Annotated in this window: 18 protein-coding genes and 5 tRNA genes; 6 read left to right on the forward strand and 17 right to left on the reverse strand. The window is 60.1% G+C overall.

Annotated elements, in window-relative coordinates:
• The first annotated feature begins 46 nt into the window (after nucleotides 1-46).
• The 4 genes from rpsA (at nucleotide 47) to lapB (ending at nucleotide 3,767) form a co-directional block, all read left to right on the forward strand.
• The gene (rpsA, locus tag ACNAZA_RS10760) at nucleotides 47-1,732 is read left to right on the forward strand and encodes a 30S ribosomal protein S1 (RefSeq protein WP_120966952.1); all 1,686 of its coding nucleotides are present in this window, start codon (nucleotides 47-49) and stop codon (nucleotides 1,730-1,732) included.
• Between the two features lie 107 nt (nucleotides 1,733-1,839).
• The gene (locus tag ACNAZA_RS10765; protein ID WP_415796576.1) at nucleotides 1,840-2,166 is read left to right on the forward strand and encodes an integration host factor subunit beta; all 327 of its coding nucleotides are present in this window, start codon (nucleotides 1,840-1,842) and stop codon (nucleotides 2,164-2,166) included.
• 109 nt (nucleotides 2,167-2,275) lie between these two features.
• Entirely contained in the window at nucleotides 2,276-2,620 is a 345-nt protein-coding gene (locus ACNAZA_RS10770) for a LapA family protein (RefSeq protein WP_415796577.1), read from the forward strand.
• The gene (lapB, locus tag ACNAZA_RS10775) at nucleotides 2,610-3,767 is read left to right on the forward strand and encodes a lipopolysaccharide assembly protein LapB (RefSeq protein ID WP_415796578.1); all 1,158 of its coding nucleotides are present in this window, start codon (nucleotides 2,610-2,612) and stop codon (nucleotides 3,765-3,767) included. Before ACNAZA_RS10770 ends, lapB begins: the two co-directional genes overlap by 11 nt.
• Before the next feature lie 98 nt (nucleotides 3,768-3,865).
• Here lapB and ACNAZA_RS10780 read toward each other — a convergent pair whose 3' ends face one another.
• From ACNAZA_RS10780 to ACNAZA_RS10810, 7 genes are all read right to left on the reverse strand, one after another.
• On the reverse strand, nucleotides 3,866-5,059 hold the full coding sequence (locus ACNAZA_RS10780) for an MFS transporter (protein WP_415796579.1): 1,194 nt from the start codon (nucleotides 5,057-5,059) through the stop codon (nucleotides 3,866-3,868).
• Nucleotides 5,056-6,555 (reverse strand): DNA recombination protein RmuC, encoded by a 1,500-nt coding sequence (locus ACNAZA_RS10785; RefSeq protein WP_415796730.1) that lies wholly within the window; start codon nucleotides 6,553-6,555, stop codon nucleotides 5,056-5,058. Before ACNAZA_RS10785 ends, ACNAZA_RS10780 begins: the two co-directional genes overlap by 4 nt.
• A gap of 473 nt (nucleotides 6,556-7,028) precedes the next feature.
• A complete protein-coding gene (locus ACNAZA_RS10790) occupies nucleotides 7,029-7,436 on the reverse strand; it encodes a tautomerase family protein (protein WP_120966947.1) in 408 nt (135 codons plus the stop codon).
• Between the two features lie 179 nt (nucleotides 7,437-7,615).
• Complete coding sequence (locus tag ACNAZA_RS10795) at nucleotides 7,616-8,605, reverse strand: 2-hydroxyacid dehydrogenase (protein WP_415796580.1); 990 nt, start codon at nucleotides 8,603-8,605, stop codon at nucleotides 7,616-7,618.
• A 25-nt stretch (nucleotides 8,606-8,630) separates the two neighbouring features.
• Entirely contained in the window at nucleotides 8,631-10,052 is a 1,422-nt protein-coding gene (locus ACNAZA_RS10800) for a sodium:proton antiporter (RefSeq protein WP_415796731.1), read from the reverse strand.
• Between the two features lie 67 nt (nucleotides 10,053-10,119).
• Nucleotides 10,120-11,334, reverse strand: coding sequence for a nicotinate phosphoribosyltransferase (gene pncB / locus ACNAZA_RS10805; protein WP_415796581.1), 1,215 nt, complete (start codon nucleotides 11,332-11,334; stop codon nucleotides 10,120-10,122).
• 227 nt (nucleotides 11,335-11,561) lie between these two features.
• Nucleotides 11,562-12,032, reverse strand: coding sequence for an acyl-CoA thioesterase (locus ACNAZA_RS10810; RefSeq protein WP_415796582.1), 471 nt, complete (start codon nucleotides 12,030-12,032; stop codon nucleotides 11,562-11,564).
• Between the two features lie 383 nt (nucleotides 12,033-12,415).
• On the opposite strand from ACNAZA_RS10810, the gene ACNAZA_RS10815 reads away from it, so the two are divergent.
• Together ACNAZA_RS10815 and ACNAZA_RS10820 are read left to right on the forward strand one after the other, a co-directional pair.
• The gene (locus ACNAZA_RS10815; protein WP_120966942.1) at nucleotides 12,416-12,970 is read left to right on the forward strand and encodes a phasin family protein; all 555 of its coding nucleotides are present in this window, start codon (nucleotides 12,416-12,418) and stop codon (nucleotides 12,968-12,970) included.
• A 259-nt stretch (nucleotides 12,971-13,229) separates the two neighbouring features.
• The gene (locus tag ACNAZA_RS10820) at nucleotides 13,230-13,988 is read left to right on the forward strand and encodes a 3-hydroxyacyl-CoA dehydrogenase (RefSeq protein WP_415796583.1); all 759 of its coding nucleotides are present in this window, start codon (nucleotides 13,230-13,232) and stop codon (nucleotides 13,986-13,988) included.
• A gap of 109 nt (nucleotides 13,989-14,097) precedes the next feature.
• Here the strand turns inward: ACNAZA_RS10820 and ACNAZA_RS10825 are convergent.
• From ACNAZA_RS10825 to ACNAZA_RS10870, 10 genes are all read right to left on the reverse strand, one after another.
• Nucleotides 14,098-14,174, reverse strand: a tRNA-Asp gene (locus ACNAZA_RS10825).
• Between the two features lie 48 nt (nucleotides 14,175-14,222).
• A tRNA-Glu gene (locus ACNAZA_RS10830) sits at nucleotides 14,223-14,298 on the reverse strand.
• A gap of 45 nt (nucleotides 14,299-14,343) precedes the next feature.
• Nucleotides 14,344-14,419, reverse strand: a tRNA-Ala gene (locus tag ACNAZA_RS10835).
• Nucleotides 14,420-14,594: 175 nt separating this feature from the next.
• The gene (locus tag ACNAZA_RS10840) at nucleotides 14,595-14,930 is read right to left on the reverse strand and encodes a P-II family nitrogen regulator (protein ID WP_415796584.1); all 336 of its coding nucleotides are present in this window, start codon (nucleotides 14,928-14,930) and stop codon (nucleotides 14,595-14,597) included.
• A 123-nt stretch (nucleotides 14,931-15,053) separates the two neighbouring features.
• Nucleotides 15,054-18,143 (reverse strand): efflux RND transporter permease subunit, encoded by a 3,090-nt coding sequence (locus ACNAZA_RS10845; RefSeq protein WP_415796585.1) that lies wholly within the window; start codon nucleotides 18,141-18,143, stop codon nucleotides 15,054-15,056.
• 4 nt (nucleotides 18,144-18,147) lie between these two features.
• Complete coding sequence (locus ACNAZA_RS10850) at nucleotides 18,148-19,368, reverse strand: efflux RND transporter periplasmic adaptor subunit (protein WP_415796586.1); 1,221 nt, start codon at nucleotides 19,366-19,368, stop codon at nucleotides 18,148-18,150.
• A gap of 23 nt (nucleotides 19,369-19,391) precedes the next feature.
• Nucleotides 19,392-20,696, reverse strand: coding sequence for a TolC family protein (locus ACNAZA_RS10855; protein WP_415796587.1), 1,305 nt, complete (start codon nucleotides 20,694-20,696; stop codon nucleotides 19,392-19,394).
• 354 nt (nucleotides 20,697-21,050) lie between these two features.
• Nucleotides 21,051-21,443 (reverse strand): hypothetical protein, encoded by a 393-nt coding sequence (locus ACNAZA_RS10860; protein WP_415796588.1) that lies wholly within the window; start codon nucleotides 21,441-21,443, stop codon nucleotides 21,051-21,053.
• A gap of 301 nt (nucleotides 21,444-21,744) precedes the next feature.
• Nucleotides 21,745-21,821, reverse strand: a tRNA-Asp gene (locus tag ACNAZA_RS10865).
• Between the two features lie 48 nt (nucleotides 21,822-21,869).
• Nucleotides 21,870-21,945: transfer RNA gene (locus tag ACNAZA_RS10870), tRNA-Glu, on the reverse strand.
• Between the last annotated feature and the right edge of the window lie 20 nt (nucleotides 21,946-21,965).

A 21,965-nucleotide genomic window follows, 5' to 3' on the forward strand; every position in this document is an offset into this window, starting at 1 on the left:
CTCGGCAATAGTGCTGACGGAAACCTGTTTGCGGTCAAGGAAATACATGTCTGAATCTTTTGCCGCCCTTTTTGAAGAGTCGTTGACACGCACCGAAATGCGTCCTGGTGAAGTTATCACCGCTGAAGTCGTGCGCGTTGAGCACAACTTCGTGGTGGTGAACGCCGGTCTGAAGTCCGAAGCCTACGTGCCTTTGGAAGAGTTCAAGAACGACCAGGGCGAACTCGAAGTCCAAGTGGGTGACTTCGTTTCCGTGGCCATCGGCTCCATCGAAAACGGCTACGGCGACACCATCCTGTCGCGCGACACCGCCAAGCGTCTGGCTTCCTGGCTGTCGCTGGAAAAGGCTCTGGAGTCTGGCGAATTCGTGACCGGCACCACTTCCGGCAAGGTCAAGGGCGGCCTGACCGTTCTGGTCAACGGCATCCGCGCATTCCTGCCCGGTTCGCTGATCGATACACGTCCGATCAAGGATCTGACGCCGTACGAAAACAAGACCATGGAATTCAAGGTCATCAAGCTGGATCGCAAGCGCAACAACGTGGTGCTGTCGCGCCGCGCTGTGGTGGAAGCATCCATGGGCGAAGAACGCGCCAAGCTGATGGAAACCCTGAAGGAAGGCGCTATCGTCAATGGCGTGGTCAAGAACATCACCGAATACGGTGCGTTCGTTGATCTGGGCGGCATCGACGGTCTGCTGCACATCACCGACATGGCATGGCGTCGCGTGCGTCACCCATCCGAAGTGGTGACAGCTGGCCAAGAAATCATGGCCAAGATCCTGAAGTTCGACACCGAAAAGAACCGCGTGTCCCTGGGCCTGAAGCAAATGGGCGACGATCCTTGGATGGGCGTTTCGCGCCGTTATCCTTCGGCTACCCGTCTGTTCGGCAAGGTCACGAACATCGCCGACTACGGCGCATTTGTGGAACTGGAACCCGGCATCGAAGGCCTGGTGCACGTTTCCGAAATGGACTGGACCAACAAGAACATCGCTCCCACCAAGCTCGTGTCGCTGGGTGACGAAGTCGAAGTCATGGTTCTGGAAATCGACGAAGACAAGCGCCGCATCTCCCTGGGCATGAAGCAATGCAAGGCTAACCCCTGGCAAGAATTCGCTCAGAACACCAAGCGCGGCGACCGCGTGAAGGGCCCCATCAAGTCCATCACCGACTTCGGCGTGTTCGTGGGTCTGGCTGCCGGTATCGACGGCCTGGTGCACCTGTCTGACCTGTCTTGGAACGAAACCGGCGAAGCCGCCGTGCGTAACTACAAGAAGGGCCAAGAAGTCGAAGCCATCGTGTTGGCCGTGGACGTTGAGCGCGAGCGCATCTCCCTGGGCATCAAGCAGCTGGACAGCGATCCCTTCACCACGTTCACTACCGTGAACGACAAGGGCCAGATCGTGACCGGCAAGGTCAAGACCGTGGATGCCAAGGGCGCTGAAATCGACCTGGGCGAAGACATCATCGGCTACCTGCGCGCTTCGGAAATCTCCATCGACCGCGTGGAAGATGCTCGCTCCGTGCTGAAGGAAGGCGACGAAGTGACCGCTGTGGTGGTGAACGTGGATCGCAAGACCCGCAACATCCAGCTGTCCATCAAGCAAAAGGATCACGCTGAACAGCAGACAGCCATGGCTTCTCTGTCGGCTCAATCCTCCAAGGAAAACGCCGGCACGACCAGCCTGGGCGCACTGCTGCGCGCCAAGCTGGACAACTCCGACAAGTAATCCACGTCAGCCGGTCGGCAAGCTCGCTTGCTGACCGCGCCATGCGTCGAAGACAACGGGCGCCTTGTGCGCCCGTTGTTGTTTTCTCTTTTTAATCCCATCGTCCGATGACCCGATCTGATCTCGTCGAAGAACTTGCCGCCCGTTTCGGCCAACTCAACCAACGCGATGCCGAGCAGGCCGTCAAGACCATTCTGGATGCCGTGAGTGACGCCCTGGTGCGCGGTCACCGCATTGAAATTCGTGGCTTTGGCAGTTTTGCCATCAACCACCGCCCTCCCCGCATCGGTCGCAACCCGCGCAGCGGCGAGTCCGTGCAGGTGCCCTCCAAGCGTGTACCCCACTTCAAGCCAGGCAAGGCCTTGCGCGAAGCCGTGGATCTCAAGCCCGAGGCGCTGACGCAAGACAGTGGCCCGACTACCGCCCAGGCCTGAGGCCCCGGCACACAGCCGCAAAAAGCATGAGACTTACTGAACGGCACTGCGGCTGGCCTCCTCTAAAATCTACCCATCACTCCAAAGCTAAAAGGGTATAAGGGGAAGCATGAAATACCTTCTGTGGCTGCTCAAGGCAGCCATTTTTTTCACGCTGTTCGCGTTTGCGCTCAATAATCAGCAAGATGCCACGGTGCATTTCTTCTTTGGCACAAGCTGGACGGCGCCGCTGGTGCTCGTGGTCCTGGCCGCCTTTGCCATGGGCCTGATTGTGGGCGTGCTGGGCATGGTGCCCCGCTGGTGGAAGCACCGCGCCGCTGCCCGTGACGCACAGGCCGCAGCCCAGACGCCCATCACAGCCCCCCAACCCGGTGACACCGCGCCTGCAGCGCCTGCCAGCAGCCCCGCGGCCACCACTCCCGTAATCGTGCCGAGCGACGTGCATGGAATTTAATCTGACTTGGATCTTGCTGGGCTTTCCCGTGGCTTTTGTGCTGGGCTGGCTGGCCTCCCGCTGGGATTTGCGCCAGGTGCGTGCCGATAACCGGCAAGCCCCCAAAGCCTATTTCAAAGGCCTGAACTTTCTGCTTAACGAGCAGCAGGACAAGGCCATTGACGCTTTTATCGAGGCCGTGCAGAACGACCCCGACACTTCGGAGCTGCACTTTGCCCTTGGCAATTTGTTTCGCCGCCGCGGCGAGTACAACCGTGCCGTTCGCGTGCACGAGCACCTGCTCAGCCGGGCCGATCTCTCGCGCAGCGACCGCGACCGCGCCCAGCACGCCATTGCCCAGGATTTTCTGAAAGCCGGCCTGCTCGATCGCGCAGAAGACGCTTTGCATCGCCTGGAAGGCACGGCCTATGAGGCCGAAGCCCGTCTGGCCTTGCTGGCCATTTACGAGCGCTCCCGCGACTGGAGCCAGGCCGCCAGCATTGCCCGCAAGATGCAGGCCGCCAACCAGGGCGACTTCAGCGCCCGCCTGGCCCACTATCTTTGCGAAGACGCGAATGCACAAGTGGCCCGCGGCCAGCTGGACCCGGCCTTGCAGCAATTGCAGCAAGCGGTGCAGACAGCCCCCCAGGCACCGCGCCCGCGCCTGGAAATGGCCCAGCTGCAGCACCGCCAAGGCCAGTCGGCTGCCGCCTTGAAGACGCTGCAGGAACTGGCAGCGCAAAGCCCGGCCGCGCTGCCGCTGGCCGCCAGTTTGCTGGTGGAAGTGGCCGATGCCACGGGCGAAATCACCGCCGTGCAAGCCCTGCTGACCAAGCACTATGCTCAGACCCCTTCGCTGGATCTGCTGCAAGCGCAGGTGACGCTGGACAAGAAGTCCGGCAACCCTGACGCCCCGGGCCGCGCACGCCTGGTCAAACATCTGGAGCTTGAAAAATCTCTGGTGGCTGCAGCCCAATGGCTGGAAGGCGAAACATTGACCGAGGAGCAATACCACGGCGCGGTGCAAAAAGCGCTGGATCATGCGGCCAAGCCGCTGACCCGCTACCGCTGCGCCGCCTGCGGCTTTGAGGCGCGCACCCACTTCTGGCACTGCCCCGGCTGCCAGAGCTGGGACAGCTATCCGGCCCGCAGAGTGGAAGAGCTGTAAAACTAAAAAGAGCGCCCCTGGCGCTCTTTTTTCATGGAAAGACTGGATTCAAACCTTGACGGCAGCCTAAGCTGAAGTCTTGCTCAAGCCCGTCAAAGCTAGTGCTGTTTCCACTCCCCTACAGGCATGTCTTCGCGCCCTATCAGCCAGGGCAGCCTGGATGACAGGCCAACCATGGCTCCCACCGCCCAGAACAGAGCCGCCACTCCGACCACCGTCCCTACCGAGCCAAACAGCACCGGCATGATCACGCTAGAGCCGTTGATCGCCATCATGCGCAAGCCCAGAGCCTCGCCATGGCGCTCCGGCGGGGTGATCTGGTGAATCATACTCATCACCATGGGCTGAACCGAGCCCAGCACCACGCCCAGCAACACCGAGCACAAGCCCATGGCCCAGGCACCCTGCATCAGCGGATAAAGCATGAACAGCACGCAAGACGACAGCATGGCGCCCAACACCACCACCCACTCACTCAAATGCCGGCTCAGCACCGGTATCAGCAAACGGATCAGTGCGGCTGCAATCGCAAAAGCGCCCAAGATGGTGCCGATCACCGATGCAGACAGCCCCCGTTCATGCCCCAGGATGGGCACCACGAAAGTGTGTACGTCCCAGCACGAGGACAGCGCCCAGTTCAGCAGCAGCAAGCGCCTGAAACCCTGGTTTTGCAGCAAATCCCAGGCCGTGGCCTTGGGCCCGCCAGCAGCCACCTCGACCGGCGGCAACTCCTTGACGGTGCGCGCCCAGAACCAGGCCGCCAGGGGCAGCAAGGCCAGCAACGTGAAGGCGGCCCTGAAGCCGGTCAGGCTGGCCTCCTGCCCGCCCGCATAGTCAATCAGCAAGCCGGCGACAAACGGGCCTATGAAATTGGAGATGGCCGGACCTATGGCCAGCCAGCTGAAGACCTTGCGCAGCTCCTGCTTGTCATGGGCAGAACGGCCCACATGCCGCTGCAAGGCAATCAGCGCCGCACCGGATGCACCTCCGGTCAGCAAGGCACCCAGACACAGCACGGGAAAGATGGGAAACGCCGCCGCCAGCCCGGCGCCCAGTGCCGCAGCACAGACACTCAGCAGCAGCGGTTTTTTCAAGCCATGCCGGTCCGCATAGCGCCCCGCAGGCAGGGAGAGAAACACCTGGGTCAGCGCAAACAGCGCCAGCAGCATGCCCACGGCTGCCGCGCTATAGCCCTCATTGAGCGCCAGCAAAGGGGTGGCCATGCGCATGCCCGTCATACAGGCATGAATGCAGATTTGCGCCAGGATCAGCCTCAGCAAGGCCGCGTTCATTCCTCGTCCTCCGCAACATCCGCCTTGGCTGCGGGAAACAGGGGCAAGCCGCCTGCCTCGGGAGCCGGCAGCTCCTGCACCTCGCGCAAATGCTTTTGAATGGCGCGGGTGCGCACACCGACCTGATCAAACTTGCGTGCCGCTGCATCAATGGATTTGCGGGCCGCCTCCACCACCTCGCCAAACTTGCCAAACTCGGTCTTGACCTGACCGAGCACGCCCCAGACTTCGGAGGAGCGCTTTTCGATCGCCAACGTCTTGAAGCCCATTTGCAAGCTGCTGAGCATGGCCGCCAGATTGGCCGGGCCGGTGACCACGGTGCGGTGCTGGTTCTGCAAAGCCTCTACCAGACCCGGGCGGCGCAATACTTCGGCAAACAGGCCCTCGGTGGGCAGATACATCACGGCAAAATCCGTGGTGTGCGGCGGCGCCAGGTACTTGGCCGCAATTTTCTTGGCCTCTGCACGAATCGAGGTTTCAAACGCATTGCCGGCCGCCACCAGGGCTACGCGGTCCGCGCTGTCCTGTGCATCCTGCAGGCGCTGATAATGCTCCACCGGATACTTGGCATCGATAGGCAGCCACACGGGTTGCTCGTCACCACGACCCGGCAGACGGATGGCAAATTCCACCAGTTCGTCGCTGCCCGGAACGGTTTTCACATTGCGGGCGTACTGCTCGGGCGTGAGCACGTTGTCTATGATGCTGCCCAGCTGCAGCTCGCCCCAGGTGCCGCGCGACTTCACATTGGTCATCACCCGCTTCAAATCGCCTACGCTGCCGGCCAGCGTCTGCATCTCACCCAGGCCTTTGTGCACCTGCTCCAGCCGGTCGCTGACCAGCTTGAAAGACTCGCCCAGGCGCAACTCCAGCGTGGCATGCAGTTTTTCATCCACCGTGCGCCGCATTTCTTCGAGCTTGGCGGCGTTATCGCTCTGGATGGTGGCCAGCCGCTCATTGAGCGTGCCGCGCAGCTGCTCGGCCGTGGTCTGCTGGCCCTGGGCCAAGCCGCCCAGCTGCTGGGTGACAGCATCCTGCAGCACCGTGAATTGGTGGCGCAGTTGCTCGCCGTTGGCGGTGAGCTGGTCCTTGAGCGTGGCCCCCATCTGCGTGCTGATATGGGTAAGCTGCTGCAGGATATCGCCCTTGAGTGAATCGAGCGTGCCGCGCGTGGTTTGTGCCAGCGCCTCAAAACGCTGCTGAATATGCGCTGACTGCTCGCTGCTGCTATGCGCCAGGGCGGTGCGCGCCTGCTGGCTGTCCGAGCCCAGACGTGCAGCCAGCTGTGTCACCTCATCCCTGAAGGCGGCCAGGGCCGCGCCCTGTTCCCGGCGACCGGCCTGGGCATCTTGCTGGGCCTGAGCCAGATGGGTTTGCAAATGGCTGCTGACGCGGTCCAGCGCCCCGTCGCTTTTGGCCACCGCCATCTGCGTGCTCTGGCTGCTGCGCTCCAGCTGCTGCAGGCGCAAATCCAGTGCCTGCAGACCTTGCAGCATCTGGGCCTGCAAACGCAGAGCGTCCGGGCCTTCCTGGGCCGCACGTCTGAGCGCCAACAACCACCAAAGTAAAACCAGCTGCAAACCAAGGCCTGCAGCCACGAGCGCCCCTAACCACCACAAGTTCACCGTGTCCAACCGATTCTTTCATTGACTGCAAGCCCGCTTGCAGCACTACCATTTCAATAGCTATCAGTGCTTACGAATAAAGCACCAGAGCATGATTCGCCTTATAAAAAGCGTCTTGTGCGACTCTTTTGCTTCCGGCGGCGTCGAGCAGCGTTCGCAGCGCGAAGCCTCGTCAATGAAATCTATCAGATCGTGGCGCAACCCAAGCGAGCGCGTCCAGCCCTCTGCAACAATTAGATAGGGCTGGACGCGTCAGATGGAAGCTGAAGGCTCAGCCCGGGTTGAAATCGGGTCCGAAACCGGCTGAAATCGGGCGGGATGCCCGGCAGGCCAAGCGTTCGCGCTCAGGAATTCGGGCCAACTTGCTGGGCAATGGCCATGGCAAATTTGCCGCCGCCCACCGACCAGTCGGAGTAGTCGTTTTCATGCGTGAAGATGAACACATCGTTCGGTGCCACGCCCGCCTCTTTTTCCAGATTGGTGGCGATATTGGCGTACAGCGCGCGCTTCATGGCATCGCTGCGACCGCGGCGCATGGTGATTTCCACCACCACCACACGCTCGGAGCGGGTGTAGCCGTTGAAGGTGCGGCTGAAGAAGAACTGCTGCTCATCGTAGTCGTTGACCATGTTGAACAGCTCGTCGGCAGGCATGCCGATGGCATCGATCAGCGCCTGGTGAATACCGTTGACGATGGCGTGGCGCTTGGCGGCGGGAGTGTCTTTGTGGACGCTGGTACGAATAAAAGGCATGTGGTGCTCGAGATAGGTGAATAAAGCTCGGCAATTATCAAAGCCAAGCAGCCGTTCCAGCCCTGGGCAGACCCCAAAACCGGCCTGAAAAACTGATGTGACAAGGGCCGGGCTAATCGGCACGACAGGCTTTCAGCCCGTGGATTTCAAAGCCCGCCGCCCAGGCCGGCCCCATGATTTCAAGCCGCGCGCGGCAGCGGCTGGTTCACCGGCGTCAGCACGGCACGCCCTTCAAAAAATGCGAGCAGATTGCTGGCCGCCAGATCGGCCATGGCCAGACGCGTGCCCAGTGTGGCGCTGGCGATATGAGGAGTGAGTACCACGTTGTCCACCGTCAGCAGATCGGGGTGCACGGCGGGCTCGCCCTCGAACACATCCAGGCCGGCGGCGGCAATGCGGCGCTCGCGCAAGGCCTTGGCCAGCGCGCCATCGTCCACAATGCCGCCGCGGGCGATATTGATCAGCGTGGCCGTGGGCTTCATCAGCGCGATCTCGGCCGCGCCAATGCTGTGGTGGTTTTCGGGGGTGTAGGGCAGCACCAGCATCACATGGTCTGCGGTCTTGAGCAGCTCCTGCTTGCCCACATAACCGGCCTTGCATTCGGCTTCCAGCTCGGGCGACAGGCGCGAGCGGTTGTGATAAATCACCCTCATGCCAAAGCCGTAGGCTGCGCGCCTGGCAATACCCTGGCCTATGCGGCCCATACCAATGATGCCCAGCGTGCTGCCATGCACCTCGGTCCCGGCAAACAGGTCATAGCGCCAGGCGTTCCATTTGCCCGCACGCAGATAGTGCTCACTTTCGGTAATGCGGCGCGCCGTGGCCATCAACAGGGCAAAGCCGAAGTCGGCCGTGGTCTCGGTCAGCACATCGGGGGCATTGGTGCCCTGCACGCCCGCAGCCGTCATGGCCGGCACATCGAAATTGTTATAGCCCACGGCCATATTGGCCACGATCTTGAGCTGAGGGCAGGCCGCCAGCAGTTCGGCATTGATGGTTTGCGAACCCGTGGTCAGCACGCCATCCTTGCCTTGCAACTGGGCAATCAGCTCAGGCTGGCTCCAGGCCACATCGTCCTGGTTGGACTGCACTTCAAAGTGCTGCGAAAGACGCTCGACCACCTCGGGCGAGATGGCGCGGGCAATCAGGATGCGCGGCTTGGCATTCATTGGGCGGTACTCCTTGTCGTTTGTTTTAGCGAAACCAGATCAGCGTCATGATCACCAGCAGCGGCAGCAAAACGCAGACCGACCAGATCATGTAGCCAAAAAATCCAGGCATGTTGACGCCCCTGTCCTCGGCAATTGCCTTGACCATGAGGTTGGGCGCATTGCCGATATAGGTGTTGGCGCCCATGAAGACGGCACCGGCAGAAATCGCCATCAGCGTCAGCGCCATATCGGTCATCAGATGGGCGGGGTCACCACCGGCGGTATTGAAGAACACCAGATAGGTAGGCGCGTTGTCCAGAAAGGACGAAAGCACGCCCGTGACCCAGAAGTACATGGTTTCGTCGGGCGAGCCATCGCTACGGGTCACGGCCCGCACGATGAAGCCAAAAGGTCCGTCCGCACCGGCCTTGAGCATGGCAATCACGGGAATGATGGTCAGAAAGATGCCTATGAACAGCTTGGCCACCTCCTGCATGGGGGCCCAGCCAAACTCGTTGGCCGCATGCACGCCGCGCGGTGTGAGCTTGAGCGACAGCAAAGCCACCACAATCAGCCCCAGGTCGCGCACCAGGCCCGGCAAACCCACGTGCGTGCCGAAAATCTCGACACCGGCTGGCGTACGCCACAGACCACTCATCAGCACCAGACCCACCACCAGCAGCAGCAAGGCAAAATTGATCTTGCCTTTAAAGCCCAGATGGCTGACGGAGCCTGTCACATCGACCGTAGGCGTGGGGTCGGGCAGCACGGTCTCGTCTGCTTTGCGCATCAGATAGCGGTCCAGCAGATAGAAGATCCCCAGCAGCGCCAGATTCATGAACAGCGCCGGCCCCCAGAGATGGCGTAGCGTCCAGAAAAAATCCACGCCCTTCAGAAAACCCAGAAACAGCGGCGGATCGCCCAGCGGCGTGAGCGCACCGCCGGCGTTGGAGACGATGAAAATGAAGAACACCACCACATGCGCCTGATGGCGGCGGTCATCATTGGCGCGCAGCAAGGGGCGAATCAGCAGCATGGAGGCTCCGGTCGTGCCCATGAAACTGGCCAGCACCGCCCCCAGCGCCAGAACACCGGTATTGAGCCCAGGCGAGCCACGCAGATTGCCGCGCACATAAATGCCGCCTGCCACCGTGTAGAGGGCGGCCAGCAGTATGACGAACGGAAAATACTCGGCCAGCAGGGCGTGGACCAGATTCTCGACTGCCGTCCCCATACCGAAGACCAGGGCAAACGGCAGCAGAAAAGCCAGGGCCCAGCCCGCCGTGACCTTGCCAAAATGCTGATGCCAGAAATGGGCTGCCAGCAACGGCAACAGCGCAATCGACAGCAGCATGCCCGCAAAAGGAATGCCCCAGACCAGGGAGAGGCTGGTGGCATTGAGCTGCGCCGCCTGAGCGCCGCCGGTCACTGTCCAGATGCCGGCGGCCGCCGCGCCGCTTTTCAAAACCTGCCTGCAGTTGTTCACGAAGCGCTTCTCCACCAGAGACCAGGTTCGCTCGCTATTCAATAGCTCAAACCGAAGGCTCTGTCTGCGGTTGAGGGATGCTGAATACCTGACGCAAATACGCCAGATATCGCTCGTCGTCGCACATGCTCTTGCCCGGTGTATCGGAAAGCTTGGCCACAGGCTGACCGTTGCAGCGCGTCATCTTGATCACGATCTGCAGCGGCACATGCTCGGGAGCATTGCCCAGATCGTTGGTGAGATTGGTACCTATGCCAAAAGCCAGCTTGCAGCGGCCGTTGAAACGCTCAAACAGCTCTATGGTGCGCGGCACCGTCAGCCCGTCGCTGAAGATCAGTACCTTGGACAGTGGGTCGATCTTGTTGGCCTTGTAGTGGGCAATCAGGCGCTCGCCCCAGTCGAATGGATCGCCGCTGTCATGGCGGGCACCATCGAAGAGCTTGCAGAAATACAGGTCGAAGTCGCGCAGAAAAGCCGTCATGCCATAGACATCGGACAGCGCAATCCCCAGATCGCCCCGGTACTCGCGTGCCCAGGTCTCGAAACCGAAAATCTGGCTGTCGCGCAGGCGTGGGCCCAGCGACTGGCAGGCCTGCAGGTATTCATGGGCCAGCGTGCCCAGCGGCACCAGCCCCAGCTTCATGGCAAACAGCACATTGCTGGTACCTGCCAGCTGGCCCCGGCGCCGGTCGGCTCCGAGGCGGGCACAGAGTACGCGCAGCACCTCTTCATGCCAGGCCCTGGAAAAGCGGCGGCGCGTACCGTAGTCGGCGATCTTGAGCGTCTCCAGCCCGGGCTGCTGCAGCAAGGCGATTTTTTCGTCCAGCCGCTTGCGGCCTTCGGGATAAGCGGGCACCGGTTGGGTATTGCGAAAATACACCTCGTTGACAATGGCCAGCACCGGGATTTCGAACAAGATCGTGTGCAGCCACGGTCCTTTGATGGTGATGTCAATCTCCCCATTGGGCAGAGCCGTCACCGTGATGTATTTTTCATTGAGCTGGAACAGCCCCAGAAAATCCACAAAATCGCTTTTGATGAAGCGCAGTGAATTCAGATAGGCCAGCTCGGCATCCTGAAAGCGCAGCTGGCACAGAAAGCGGATTTCCTCGCGGATCTCGCTGACAAACGGCGCCAGTTGCATGCCCCGGTTGCGGCATTTGAAGCGGTATTCCACCTGCGCACCGGGAAACTGGTGCAGCACCACCTGCATCATCGTGAATTTGTACAGGTCGGTATCAAGCAGGCTGGTGATGATCATGGACAGCGGTCCGAGGAGTCGAGAAAAGCGAGGGATTTCACAAGCCCCCGCCGGACTTTGAGTGTAGGCGATTCCGCAGGGCGGCGCCCTCTTGAACCCCATGCCTGCCTGACGCTACATACGGCTGCCCCGCCCGTCAATGCGGTGAAAGCCAAAATATTGGTTAAATCGAACTTAATTCCAATATACATAAGCGCTTGAAGCTATCAAATTAATCAAAAAATCATCTAAACGCCAGTGCGCAAAGACTCCAGCACGGTGCGCAACCTGGACGGCAAAGGCACGGGCCGGCGGGTCTGGCTGTCAACATACACATGAACAAAATGCCCGGCGGCCGCCGACAGCGGCTCGCCCTGGGCAAAAAGCCCTATCTCATAGCGCACGCTGGAACTGCCCATATGTGCCATGCGAATCCCGGCCTCCACCGTCTGCGGAAAGGCCAGCGAAGCAAAGTAGTTGCACTGCGTCTCTATCACCAGGCCTATGGTCTGCCCGGCATGAATATCCAGCGCCCCGCTCTCTATCAGGTGCGCGTTCACCGCCGTATCGAACCAGCTGTAGTAGATGACGTTGTTCACATGGCCATAGACATCGTTATCAGACCAGCGTGTGCCGATCTGGCGAAAGACCGGGTAACTGCTTCTGGCCTGAGGCTGGGCACGCACCGGAGCGGGAGAGGAGGCAGGAGTGGCATTCATGAAACCGCATTGTGCAAATGCGGGCCGACGACGACCAGCACCCACGAGACATGGGTGCAGGCTTGCTTTCAGGTCAAAGCAGCGCTGATCCGGGTGTAGGAAAACACCCTTGGCGAACTGGAAAAACGCGCTGCGCCCTACTTTAATGTCATATTGCAGACATAAAAATCAAATACAAATCATGAACTTAGCAACAATCTAGGCCTGCATCTCTATTTTGTTGCAGTGCAACAAAAAATCGCTTGCATTTCTCAAACAACTGTTCATACAATGCACCCATGCTGCACTGCAACATATCGGGTTAACGCCCAGATGATCATGTCAGCGCAGATGTTTCCTCCGGTCGATCCTTTGTTTTTAGATCTGTAATTTTGGAGATAGTTATGAGCCTGACCCCTGACCAAATCCTGAGCGTCCACAAAGCCAACTTCGAAACTTTGTTTGGCCTGACCAGCAAAGCCTTTGAAGGCGTGGAAAAGCTGGTGGAACTGAACGTGACCGCCTCGCGCGCCGCTCTGACCGAAGCTGCCCAACACACCCAAGCCGTGCTGAGCGTCAAGGATGCTCAAGAGCTGCTGAACCTGCAAGCCAGCCTGTTCCAGCCCCTGGCTGAAAAGACTGCTTCCTACAGCCGTCACCTGTATGACATCGCCAGCGGCACCAGCACGGAAATCGGCAAGACTCTGGAAAACCAGACTGCCGAAGCCCGCAAGAACTTCAACGCTCTGCTGGACAACGCTGCCAAGAACGCTCCAGCCGGTACCGAATCTGCTGTGGCCATCCTGAAGAGCGCAGTCTCCACGGCCAACGGCGCTTTTGAATCCGTGCAAAAAGCGGTCAAGCAAGCTTCCGACCTGGCTGAAACCAACTTCAACGCTGCTGCCAACACAGCAACCGAAGCCGTCAAGGCCAGCACAAACCCCGGCGCCAAGCGCTAAGAACATGGCGAAATGACATGATTTGCAAGACCAAGGGTTTACCCCTATAATTGCAAACATGTCAGGTCGAGTTCACTCTCGACTCTGCACAAGTTGTCTCCTTGGATCCTCCTGAAACCCCCGTTTCACGGATCCCTTACAAGCCCGATCTCTTTGGATCGGGCTTTTTTTTGTGCTTTTTTCGCCATCACGAATGGATGCTCACCATGCATAATTGACGTTTACGTTAACGTAACTCAAAAACTACAGGAGACAGCTCATGCAGATTCAGGATCGCGTATTCATTGTGACCGGCGGCGCTTCAGGACTTGGCGAAGGCACGGCCCGCATGCTGGCAGCCAACGGCGGCAAGGTGATGATTGCCGACATGAATGCAGAACGCGGCGAAGCCGTAGCGCGCGAAATAGACGGCGTGTACCTGCGCTGCGATGTGAGCAATGAGGCCGACGGCCAAGCCGTGGTCGAGAAAGCGCTGAGCCTGGGCAAGCTTGCGGGTCTGGTCAACTGCGCCGGCATCGCCCCTGCCGAAAAAACCGTGGGCAAAAACGGCCCCCACAACCTGGCCGTCTATACCAAGACCATCATGGTCAATCTGGTGGGCACCTTCAACATGATTCGCCTGGCCTCAGACGCCATGTCCAAGAACGAGCCCGAAAACACGGGCGAGCGTGGCGTGCTGATTTCCACCGCCAGCGTGGCCGCCTATGACGGCCAGATCGGTCAGGCCGCTTACGCCGCCTCCAAAGGCGGCGTGGTGGGCATGACCTTGCCGATTGCGCGTGATCTGGCTCGCAACGGCATTCGCAACATGACGATTGCCCCCGGCATTTTCGGCACGCCCATGTTGTTCACCATGCCCCAGGAAGTTCAGGATGCCCTGGCGGCCGGCGTCCCCTTCCCCAGCCGTCTTGGCAAACCGGAAGACTATGCCAAGCTGGTCAAACACATTCTGGAAAACGACATGCTCAACGGCGAAGTGATTCGCCTGGATGGCGCCATCCGCATGCCCCCCAAATAAGCCGGTCGCAAAATTAAAAAACAGGCTCTTCACAGGGCCTGTTTTTCGTCCGTTGCTTTTCAGGCAAAGAAAAAGCCGCAATCAATTGCTTGATTGCGGCTTTTAAATCTGGCGGAGTGGACGGGACTCGAACCCGCGACCCCCGGCGTGACAGGCCGGTATTCTAACCAACTGAACTACCACTCCTGGCAGGAAGCTTTGCTCACTACTTTGTAGCTACAAGTGCCTCAAACTTGGCGACCCTACGGGGATTCGAACCCCGGTACTCACCGTGAAAGGGTGATGTCCTAGGCCTCTAGACGATAGGGTCAATCCTAGAACGATTCTGATTTTTCAATCAGCCGTCATTAAATTTTGGTGGAGGTAAACGGGATCGAACCGATGACCTCTTGCATGCCATGCAAGCGCTCTCCCAGCTGAGCTATACCCCCTTGAACCGCAAACCGGTGTTTTCTCAAACATCAGCTTGTTGCTGCAATACAAAAATTGTAGCACAGGCTTTTCGGGCCTTTCCCCGAAGTCGGCAGATTTTTCGCCCCCAGGCAGAAAAAAAGGATGCCAGACATATTGCCGAGCATCCCTCAGATCACGCCGACAGTGCGCTTATTAGCTCACCGCGCCGCCATCGCGGATGCGGTGCATCTCGCCAATATCTACCGTCCAGACCAGACCGTCGCCGATCTGACCTGTGCGGCAGGCGCTCACAATGGCCTCGCGGACCGGCTCGACCATGGACTCTTCCACGATCACGCAGACCATGAGCTTGTCCGAAAAATCGGTCAATTCGTCCTTGACCGTTCGCTTGTCCACAGCCGCCGGCGCCGTAAAGCCTTCGGCCTTGAAGATGGTCACACCCGGGAAATTGGGAATGTCGCGCAACGCAGCACGCAAACGATCCAAACGGCTGGGTCGCACGATGGCACGGATTTCTTTCATCATCACAATCTCCTAAAGTTCTCGCCGCACAGGCGACCCAAGCCAGAGATATCGAGCCAGGGCCGCCCCGCAGCGATGGGATCGTCCCCCTTGTGGAAGCCGCAAAGCGGTTCAGGGGGCGGCACTCCATCAAGCCTCAACCGGCTTTTCATCAAACCAGCGGTACAGCGTGGGCAGCACCACCAGAGTCAGCAAGGTGGACGAGATCAGCCCGCCGATCACCACGATCGCCAGCGGACGCTGCACTTCAGAGCCCGGGCCGGTGGCAAACAGGAAGGGAACCAGACCCAGCAAGGCCACGGTCGCCGTCATCATCACCGGGCGGAAACGCTGCACGCAACCTTCGCGCACGGCAGCAGCCACCGCCATGCCATCTTCGCGCAGACGACGGATGCTGGTGACCAGCACCACACCGTTGAGCACGGCAATACCCCACAGCGCAATAAAGCCCACAGAGGCCGGCACGCTCAGGTACTCACCCGTGACAAACAGACCGATCAGGCCGCCGACCGAAGCAAAAGGCAGCACCAAGATGATGAGACTGGCCAGTTTGACGGAATTGAACAGCAGGAACAACAGGAAGAAGATGGCCACGATGGTCAGCGGCACGATGACCTGCAGCGTGCCCATGGCGCGCTCCATGTTTTCAAACTGCCCGCCGAACTTGAAGTAGTAGCCGTCGGGCAGTTTGACTTCCTGTGCCAGACGCTGCTCCACCTCGGTCACAAAGCCTCCCAGGTCTCGGCCTTCCACATTGGCACCCACCACCACACGGCGCTTGCCGCCTTCGCGGCTGATCTGCGCAGGACCGTCCACCAGCTCGATCTTTGCCAAACTGCTCAATGGAACCTTCGCACCGTTCGCTGTCGTCAGCAGAGTGGCGCCAATCGATTGCTGCGATCCACGGAAAGCCTCGGGGAAGCGAACCACCACGGCATAGCGACGCTCGCCCTCATACAAGGTAGTCACATCCTTGCCGCCAATGGCCGACTCCAGCAGGCTTTGCACATCGGCCACATTCAGCCCGTGACGGGCAATGGCCTTGCGGTCAATGTCCACCGTCAATGCCTGTTGCCCCGAGAGGCGCTCGATACGGATATCGGTGCTGCCGTTCACGCTCTTCAAGATACGGGCAACTTGCTCGGAGATGTCTTTCAACTCGCCCAGTTCATCGCCGAACACCTTGATAGCCAGCTGCGAACGCACGCCCGTCACCATTTCATCCACGCGCTCGGAAATCGGCTGAGACAGCACGATCTGTACACCGGGAATCTTGGACAGACGCTGACGGATGTCTTCGTCGATCTCATCCTGGCTGCGCTCGGACTCGGGATCCAGCAGCACGATGGGGTCGGACTCGTTGGGACCGGCGGGATCCGCAGGCGATTCGCCACGACCCAGCTTGGACACCACGGACTTCACGCCCGGCACCTGAGCCACTTCCTTCATGGCCGCCATTTCCATGCGGATGGATTCATCCAGGGAAATGCTGGGCACCCGATTGATCTGCGGCGTGAGCGCACCTTCCTTCATGGTGGGCATGAAGGACTTGCCCAGCAGCGGGAACAGGCCCAGCGACGCAATCAGCAAAGCCACGGATACAGCCAGCGTGAGGCGGTGACGCGCTGTGGCGCCATCCAGCAGCTTCAGATAGTGGCGCTTGAGGAAGGCGATCAGCTTGGTGTCGTGGTCGGCACCGCCCTTGAGGAAGTACGAGCACAGCACGGGCGACAGGAACAGCGACACGGCCAGGGACACGGCCAGCGCAATCACAATCGTCAACGCAAGAGGCGCAAACATCTTGCCTTCAATGCCCTGCAAGGTCATCAAGGGCAGGAACACCAAGATGATGATGGCGATGCCGAAGATGGTGGGAGTTGCCACTTCCGTCGTGGCAGACAGCACGGTGCGCACCCGCTCGCCCATGCTGTTGCCAGCCTGGCCGAGTTTGTGGAACACGTTCTCCACCACCACCACGGTAGCATCCACCATCAAGCCGATGGCAATCGCCAGCCCTCCCAAAGACATGAGGTTGGCCGAGATGCCATAGCGGTTCATCATGATGAAGGTCGTCAGCGGCGTGATGATCAGCGTCGCCACCACGATCAGGCTAGAGCGCACATCACCCAGGAAGATGAACAGCACCACCACCACCAGGAAAATGCCTTCGATCAGCACCTTGCCCACGGTCCACAGAGCCGAATCCACCAGATCGGTACGGTCGTAGAAGGAGACGATCTGCAAGCCGCCGGGCAGCATGCCCTTGGTATTGATTTCGTCCACGCGCTCCTTGACGCGCGTCACCACTTCCTTGGCATTGCCGCCACGCATCATCAGCACAATGCCGGACACGCTTTCGGTATAACCACCCTTGATGATGGCGCCCTGACGCACCTCGGCATCGATTTGCACCGTCGCCACATCGCGCACATAAACCGGCACGCCACCTTGCTCCTTGAGCACGATGTTACCGATATCCTCCAGCGAGCGGATCATGCCCACGCCGCGGATCAGATACTGCTCCGTCACCTGGGGCAAGATGCCGCCGCTGGCATTGGCGTTGTTATCGGCCACCGACTGCACCACCTGGCGCACGGACAGACCATAGTGAGCCAGACGACCGGGGTCGACCAGCACCTGGTACTGCTTGACGTAACCGCCTTGGGAGTTGATTTCAGCCACACCGGGGATGGAGCGCAGCAGCGGCCGTGCCACCCAGTCCTGGATGGTACGGCGCTCGGTCAGCTCGGCCTGGGTCAGCTCGCGCTGACCATCGTCGGGATGGTCCAGCGTGTACTGATAGACCTCGCCCAGACCGGTAGACACCGGGCCCAGCACGGGCACGATGCCTTCGGGCATGCGGGGAGTGACTTCAATCAGGCGCTCCGTCACCAGCTGGCGGGCAAAGTAGACATCGGTCTCGTCCGTGAACACCAGGGTGATGATGGACAAGCCGCTTTTGTTGAGCGAGCGCATCTCCACCACACCGGGCAAGCCCGTCATGGCGATTTCCAGCGGCACCGTCACAAAACGTTCGATTTCCTCGGGCGAGCGGCCCGGCGCTTCAGTCGCCACCTGCACCTGCACATTGGTCACATCGGGGAAGGCATCCACCGACAGATTCATGGCAGCACGCAGGCCAAAGCCGCAAACCACCAGCGCAAGCACGATCACCACCAGCCGCTGCGATAGCGCAGCTCGAATCATGGAAGCAATCATGGGCTTACTCCAGCTCAGCGCGCTTGCGCTCGTTGTTCAGATGGAACGAGCCCTCGACCACGATTTGCACGCCTTCGCTCAAACCCTTGAGCACCGGACGCAGACCGCCGCTGGCGCCACCCAGATCCACGGGCGTGAGGCGGTAATGGTTCTCAGCCTTCTTCACGTACACATGGTCCTTGTCGTTCTCGCGCACCACGGCGGCAGCGGGAATGGCCAGCGTCTTTTCCATGGCACCCTGGATACGCATGGTGGCCAGCATTTGCGGCTTCAAGGCATGGTCCTTGTTATCCACCTGGGTACGGATGGTGACGGTGCGGGTTTCGGACGAAACCGTATCGCCCACGTAAATGATCTTGCCGGAAAGCGGCCCTTCATCAGGCGTCAATCCCAAGGCGGGCACATCAACCTGGACGCTCTGACCGACCTGCACGCTGCGGGCCATCTGCTCAGGCAAGGCCCCCACTACCCAGACATTGGACAGATCAGCCACGGTGAACAGTGGATCGCCGGGTTGTGCCACCTGGCCCTGGCTGACCTGGCGCTCGATCACGATGCCTGCAGATGAAGCGGTGACGGCCGCATTGGGCGCGATGCTGCCCTGACCGCGCAGCCGCGTCAGCGCATCGCCCGAGATGCCCATGAGCTGCAACTGATCGCCGGCTGCACGCAATTCGGCGCGGGCAATCTGTACCTCGGATTCTCGGCGCTGCAGTTCGGCAGAGCCAATCACATCGGCAGCAATCAGCTGGCGTGCGCGCTCAGCCGCCCGCTCAGCCAAGGTGGCCGTGGCGCTGGCACGCATATAGGCCAGCTGGGCCGTGGTCAATTCGGGGCTGGCCACACGCGCCAGCACCTGACCCGACTTGACGCGGTCGCCGGTCTCGGCCAGCACTTCGGTCACGCGGCCTGTCACGGCAGCACCGATGCGCACCACCTTGCGCTCATTGGCTTCGATACGGCCCGAGATTTCCTGCACGCTGGCCACTTCGGCCAGTGCCACGGCTGCCGTCTTGAAGTTGCTGGCCATGGCGGCCGAAACCACCACCTCCATGGGATCGAGCTCGGTCTGGGCCGAAGCAGCGGCCGCCGGTGCGGCGCTGCTTTGCTCATCCTTGCCGCAGGCGGTCAGGGTCAGCGACACCAGGCCAGCCAGTGCCAGCGCAGCGACCAGGGATGCAGGGCGATTGCGGCCGGTCTGAGAAAAAGAAGAATGGGAGGACATAAGCAATATTCAAAAAACTGGAATCAGATTGCGGCGGGCGCTGCATAGCGGCCGGCCAGGAAGTCCAGCTCGATACGAGCGGATTGCAGCTGGTAGCGGGCTTCCAGCAGGTCGGCGCGCACGGTGCGCAGCACGCGCTGAGCATCGAGCACATCCAGAATTCCGCGCTCGCCAAAGCGGTAAGCGGCTTCAGCCACGCGCAGGGCCGCTTCGGCCTGACGCACTGCACCTTCGCTCAAGGCCTTGGTACGCACCTGGGCCATTTCCATCACCTTCCAGGCCTGCTGCATTTGCTGCTCCAGCTCGGCACGGCGCCCTTCCAGGCGCAGCCGGGCACGTTCAGCCTCGGAGGCAGCTTCATCGATAGGACCGCGGCGCTGGTCAAACAGCGGAATCTGCACCGTCACGCCGACGGTGTTGTTGCGGATATCGGGCTCGCGGGTCTGGGCATAACGCAGCTCAAGACCAGGCCAGCGACTGGCCTTGGCACCCTGCTTCTGGGCTTCGGCCTTGTCCACTTCCGATTGCAGCTGCAGCAGCTCGGGGTGAGCCTGCCAGTTGATGCTCTGCAAACCCGTCTTGCTCACCGGGTCCTGCAAGGACAGCTTCAGATCGAAGCGCGCCGGCAACTGACCAGCGGCCATGCGGTTGAGCGTGAGCTGCGACTGCTCGGCCAGCAGCTTGGCAGACTGCTCCTGCTGGCGGGCGTTGATCAGCTCGGCGTCGGCCTTGATGATTTCGTAGCGGGCCGCCTCGCCGCTGGAGACGCGCACACGCACGCGCTCATGGGCCTGCTCCAGCAGCTTGACGGCGTCATGGGCCGCATCGGCCTGTGCATTGCGCAGCACCGCTTCATACGCCCGCAGCTTGACTTGCGCCACCAGCGCATTGCGCGAGGCCGCAATCTGCTGCACCGAGGCACGTTGACCGGCTTCGGCCGCATTCACGCGAGCAGCACGCACCGATGGCATTTCTATGGGCAGGGAAACGCCCATGGTGCTGACGTTTCCTGGCGTACCGGAAGGAATGCGCGCGCTGTTCTGGCCCTGACTCCATTCGAGCTTGGGATTGGGCAAAGCACCGGCCGTCACCACCGCCGCCTGTGCGGTCACGCTCGACTGCTGAACCGAGCGCAGCTCGGGGTTGTGATCCAACACGGTTTGCACCAGCTGATCGAGACTGAGCTGAGGAACAGCAGCCGGTGTGCTGGCGGCACCAAGCACCGCTGTGGCATTGCCTGGCGATGTGGTTTGGACATCCTGGGCCAGAGCCCACTGCGAGGCGCCCATGGCAAGACAGAGCAGCGCAATGCGATTCAAGCGTTGCAAGCGTCCTGCGCCTGAAGGGGAAAAACAAGATTCGGCCGGTAATACACCCGGCGCTATCGATCTATACGACATAGAACATAGCTGCCCGTAAATGGCAGACAAAGTGAGAAAACATTGAAGTGAGCCAACTTCCGCGCTCGAAACAAAACGCAGAACGCTTGCTTGAGAATCCACAAAGGACGGGGGAAAGCCGACGGGCTTGGGTCTTGCTGACGCAAACGCAGCACAGCGAGACGACGCAGACCCGGGCGTCAAACGCCACAAGCTGGTGATCAGAAAGGAGATTTGCCCTGAAGCCGCCTAGAGGGTTCCGCCCAGCGAACACGCTGGCTGGCAGAACTCAGGCATACGGGGCTAGCCTGCCGTTGGCAGGCCCGATATGGGCGGGCGCAACATGCTGTCGGGCCAAGGGGTCGTTAGGTGCACCACATGCGCTTGTGGCGTGACCTGGGCATCAGCCACGGCCACAGCAATTTGCTCTGGCGGGCCAAATAATTCGTTCTTGTCTTCCTGGGCTGGATTGACTTCGACCGTGCGCGGAATGCGATGAATGGAGAACTCGGTGGAATCGAGCTCCACATCGTCCTCAAATTCCTGCAGCACATCCACTCCGGATTCCATCAACTGGACCACCTGCATGGGAGCCAACTCCTCCTGCGAAGCCGTCGGCCACAAAGCCACGATCTGTGCGCCGGTTATGGCGACAAACAACAGCAATGACAGCAAAAAAGACGGAGCCGAACGCATGAAATCTAGGAGTGAGCGCTAAAAGAAAGGACAAGCCCTAAAAGAGTGAAACCTGCAGACGCTAAAACCTGCTACTGATGGTGCTTTCGACAGCGGTAAAAGTTCCTCAAAAAGAAAAATTTTGTCGCCGGCCGATACGAATCGTGACGATATCGCATAGCCCAAAGCATTTGCAGAGTCAGGGGAATCTGCTAGCAAGTCGATAGCATAGTGCAAATATGCTGCATTGCAGCACTTAAGCGAAGCAAAAACAAAAAAGCCACCAGAATACTGGTGGCTTTTTGCTTCTTCAAGAAAACTGTGGCGGAGTGGACGGGACTCGAACCCGCGACCCCCGGCGTGACAGGCCGGTATTCTAACCAACTGAACTACCACTCCTGGCAGGAAGCTTTGCTCGCTACTTTGTAGCTACAAGTGCCTCAAACTTGGCGACCCTACGGGGATTCGAACCCCGGTACTCACCGTGAAAGGGTGATGTCCTAGGCCTCTAGACGATAGGGTCAATCCTAGAACGATTCTGAT

The organism is Comamonas aquatilis (assembly GCF_965139575.1).
Lineage (GTDB): Bacteria > Pseudomonadota > Gammaproteobacteria > Burkholderiales > Burkholderiaceae_C > Comamonas > Comamonas aquatilis.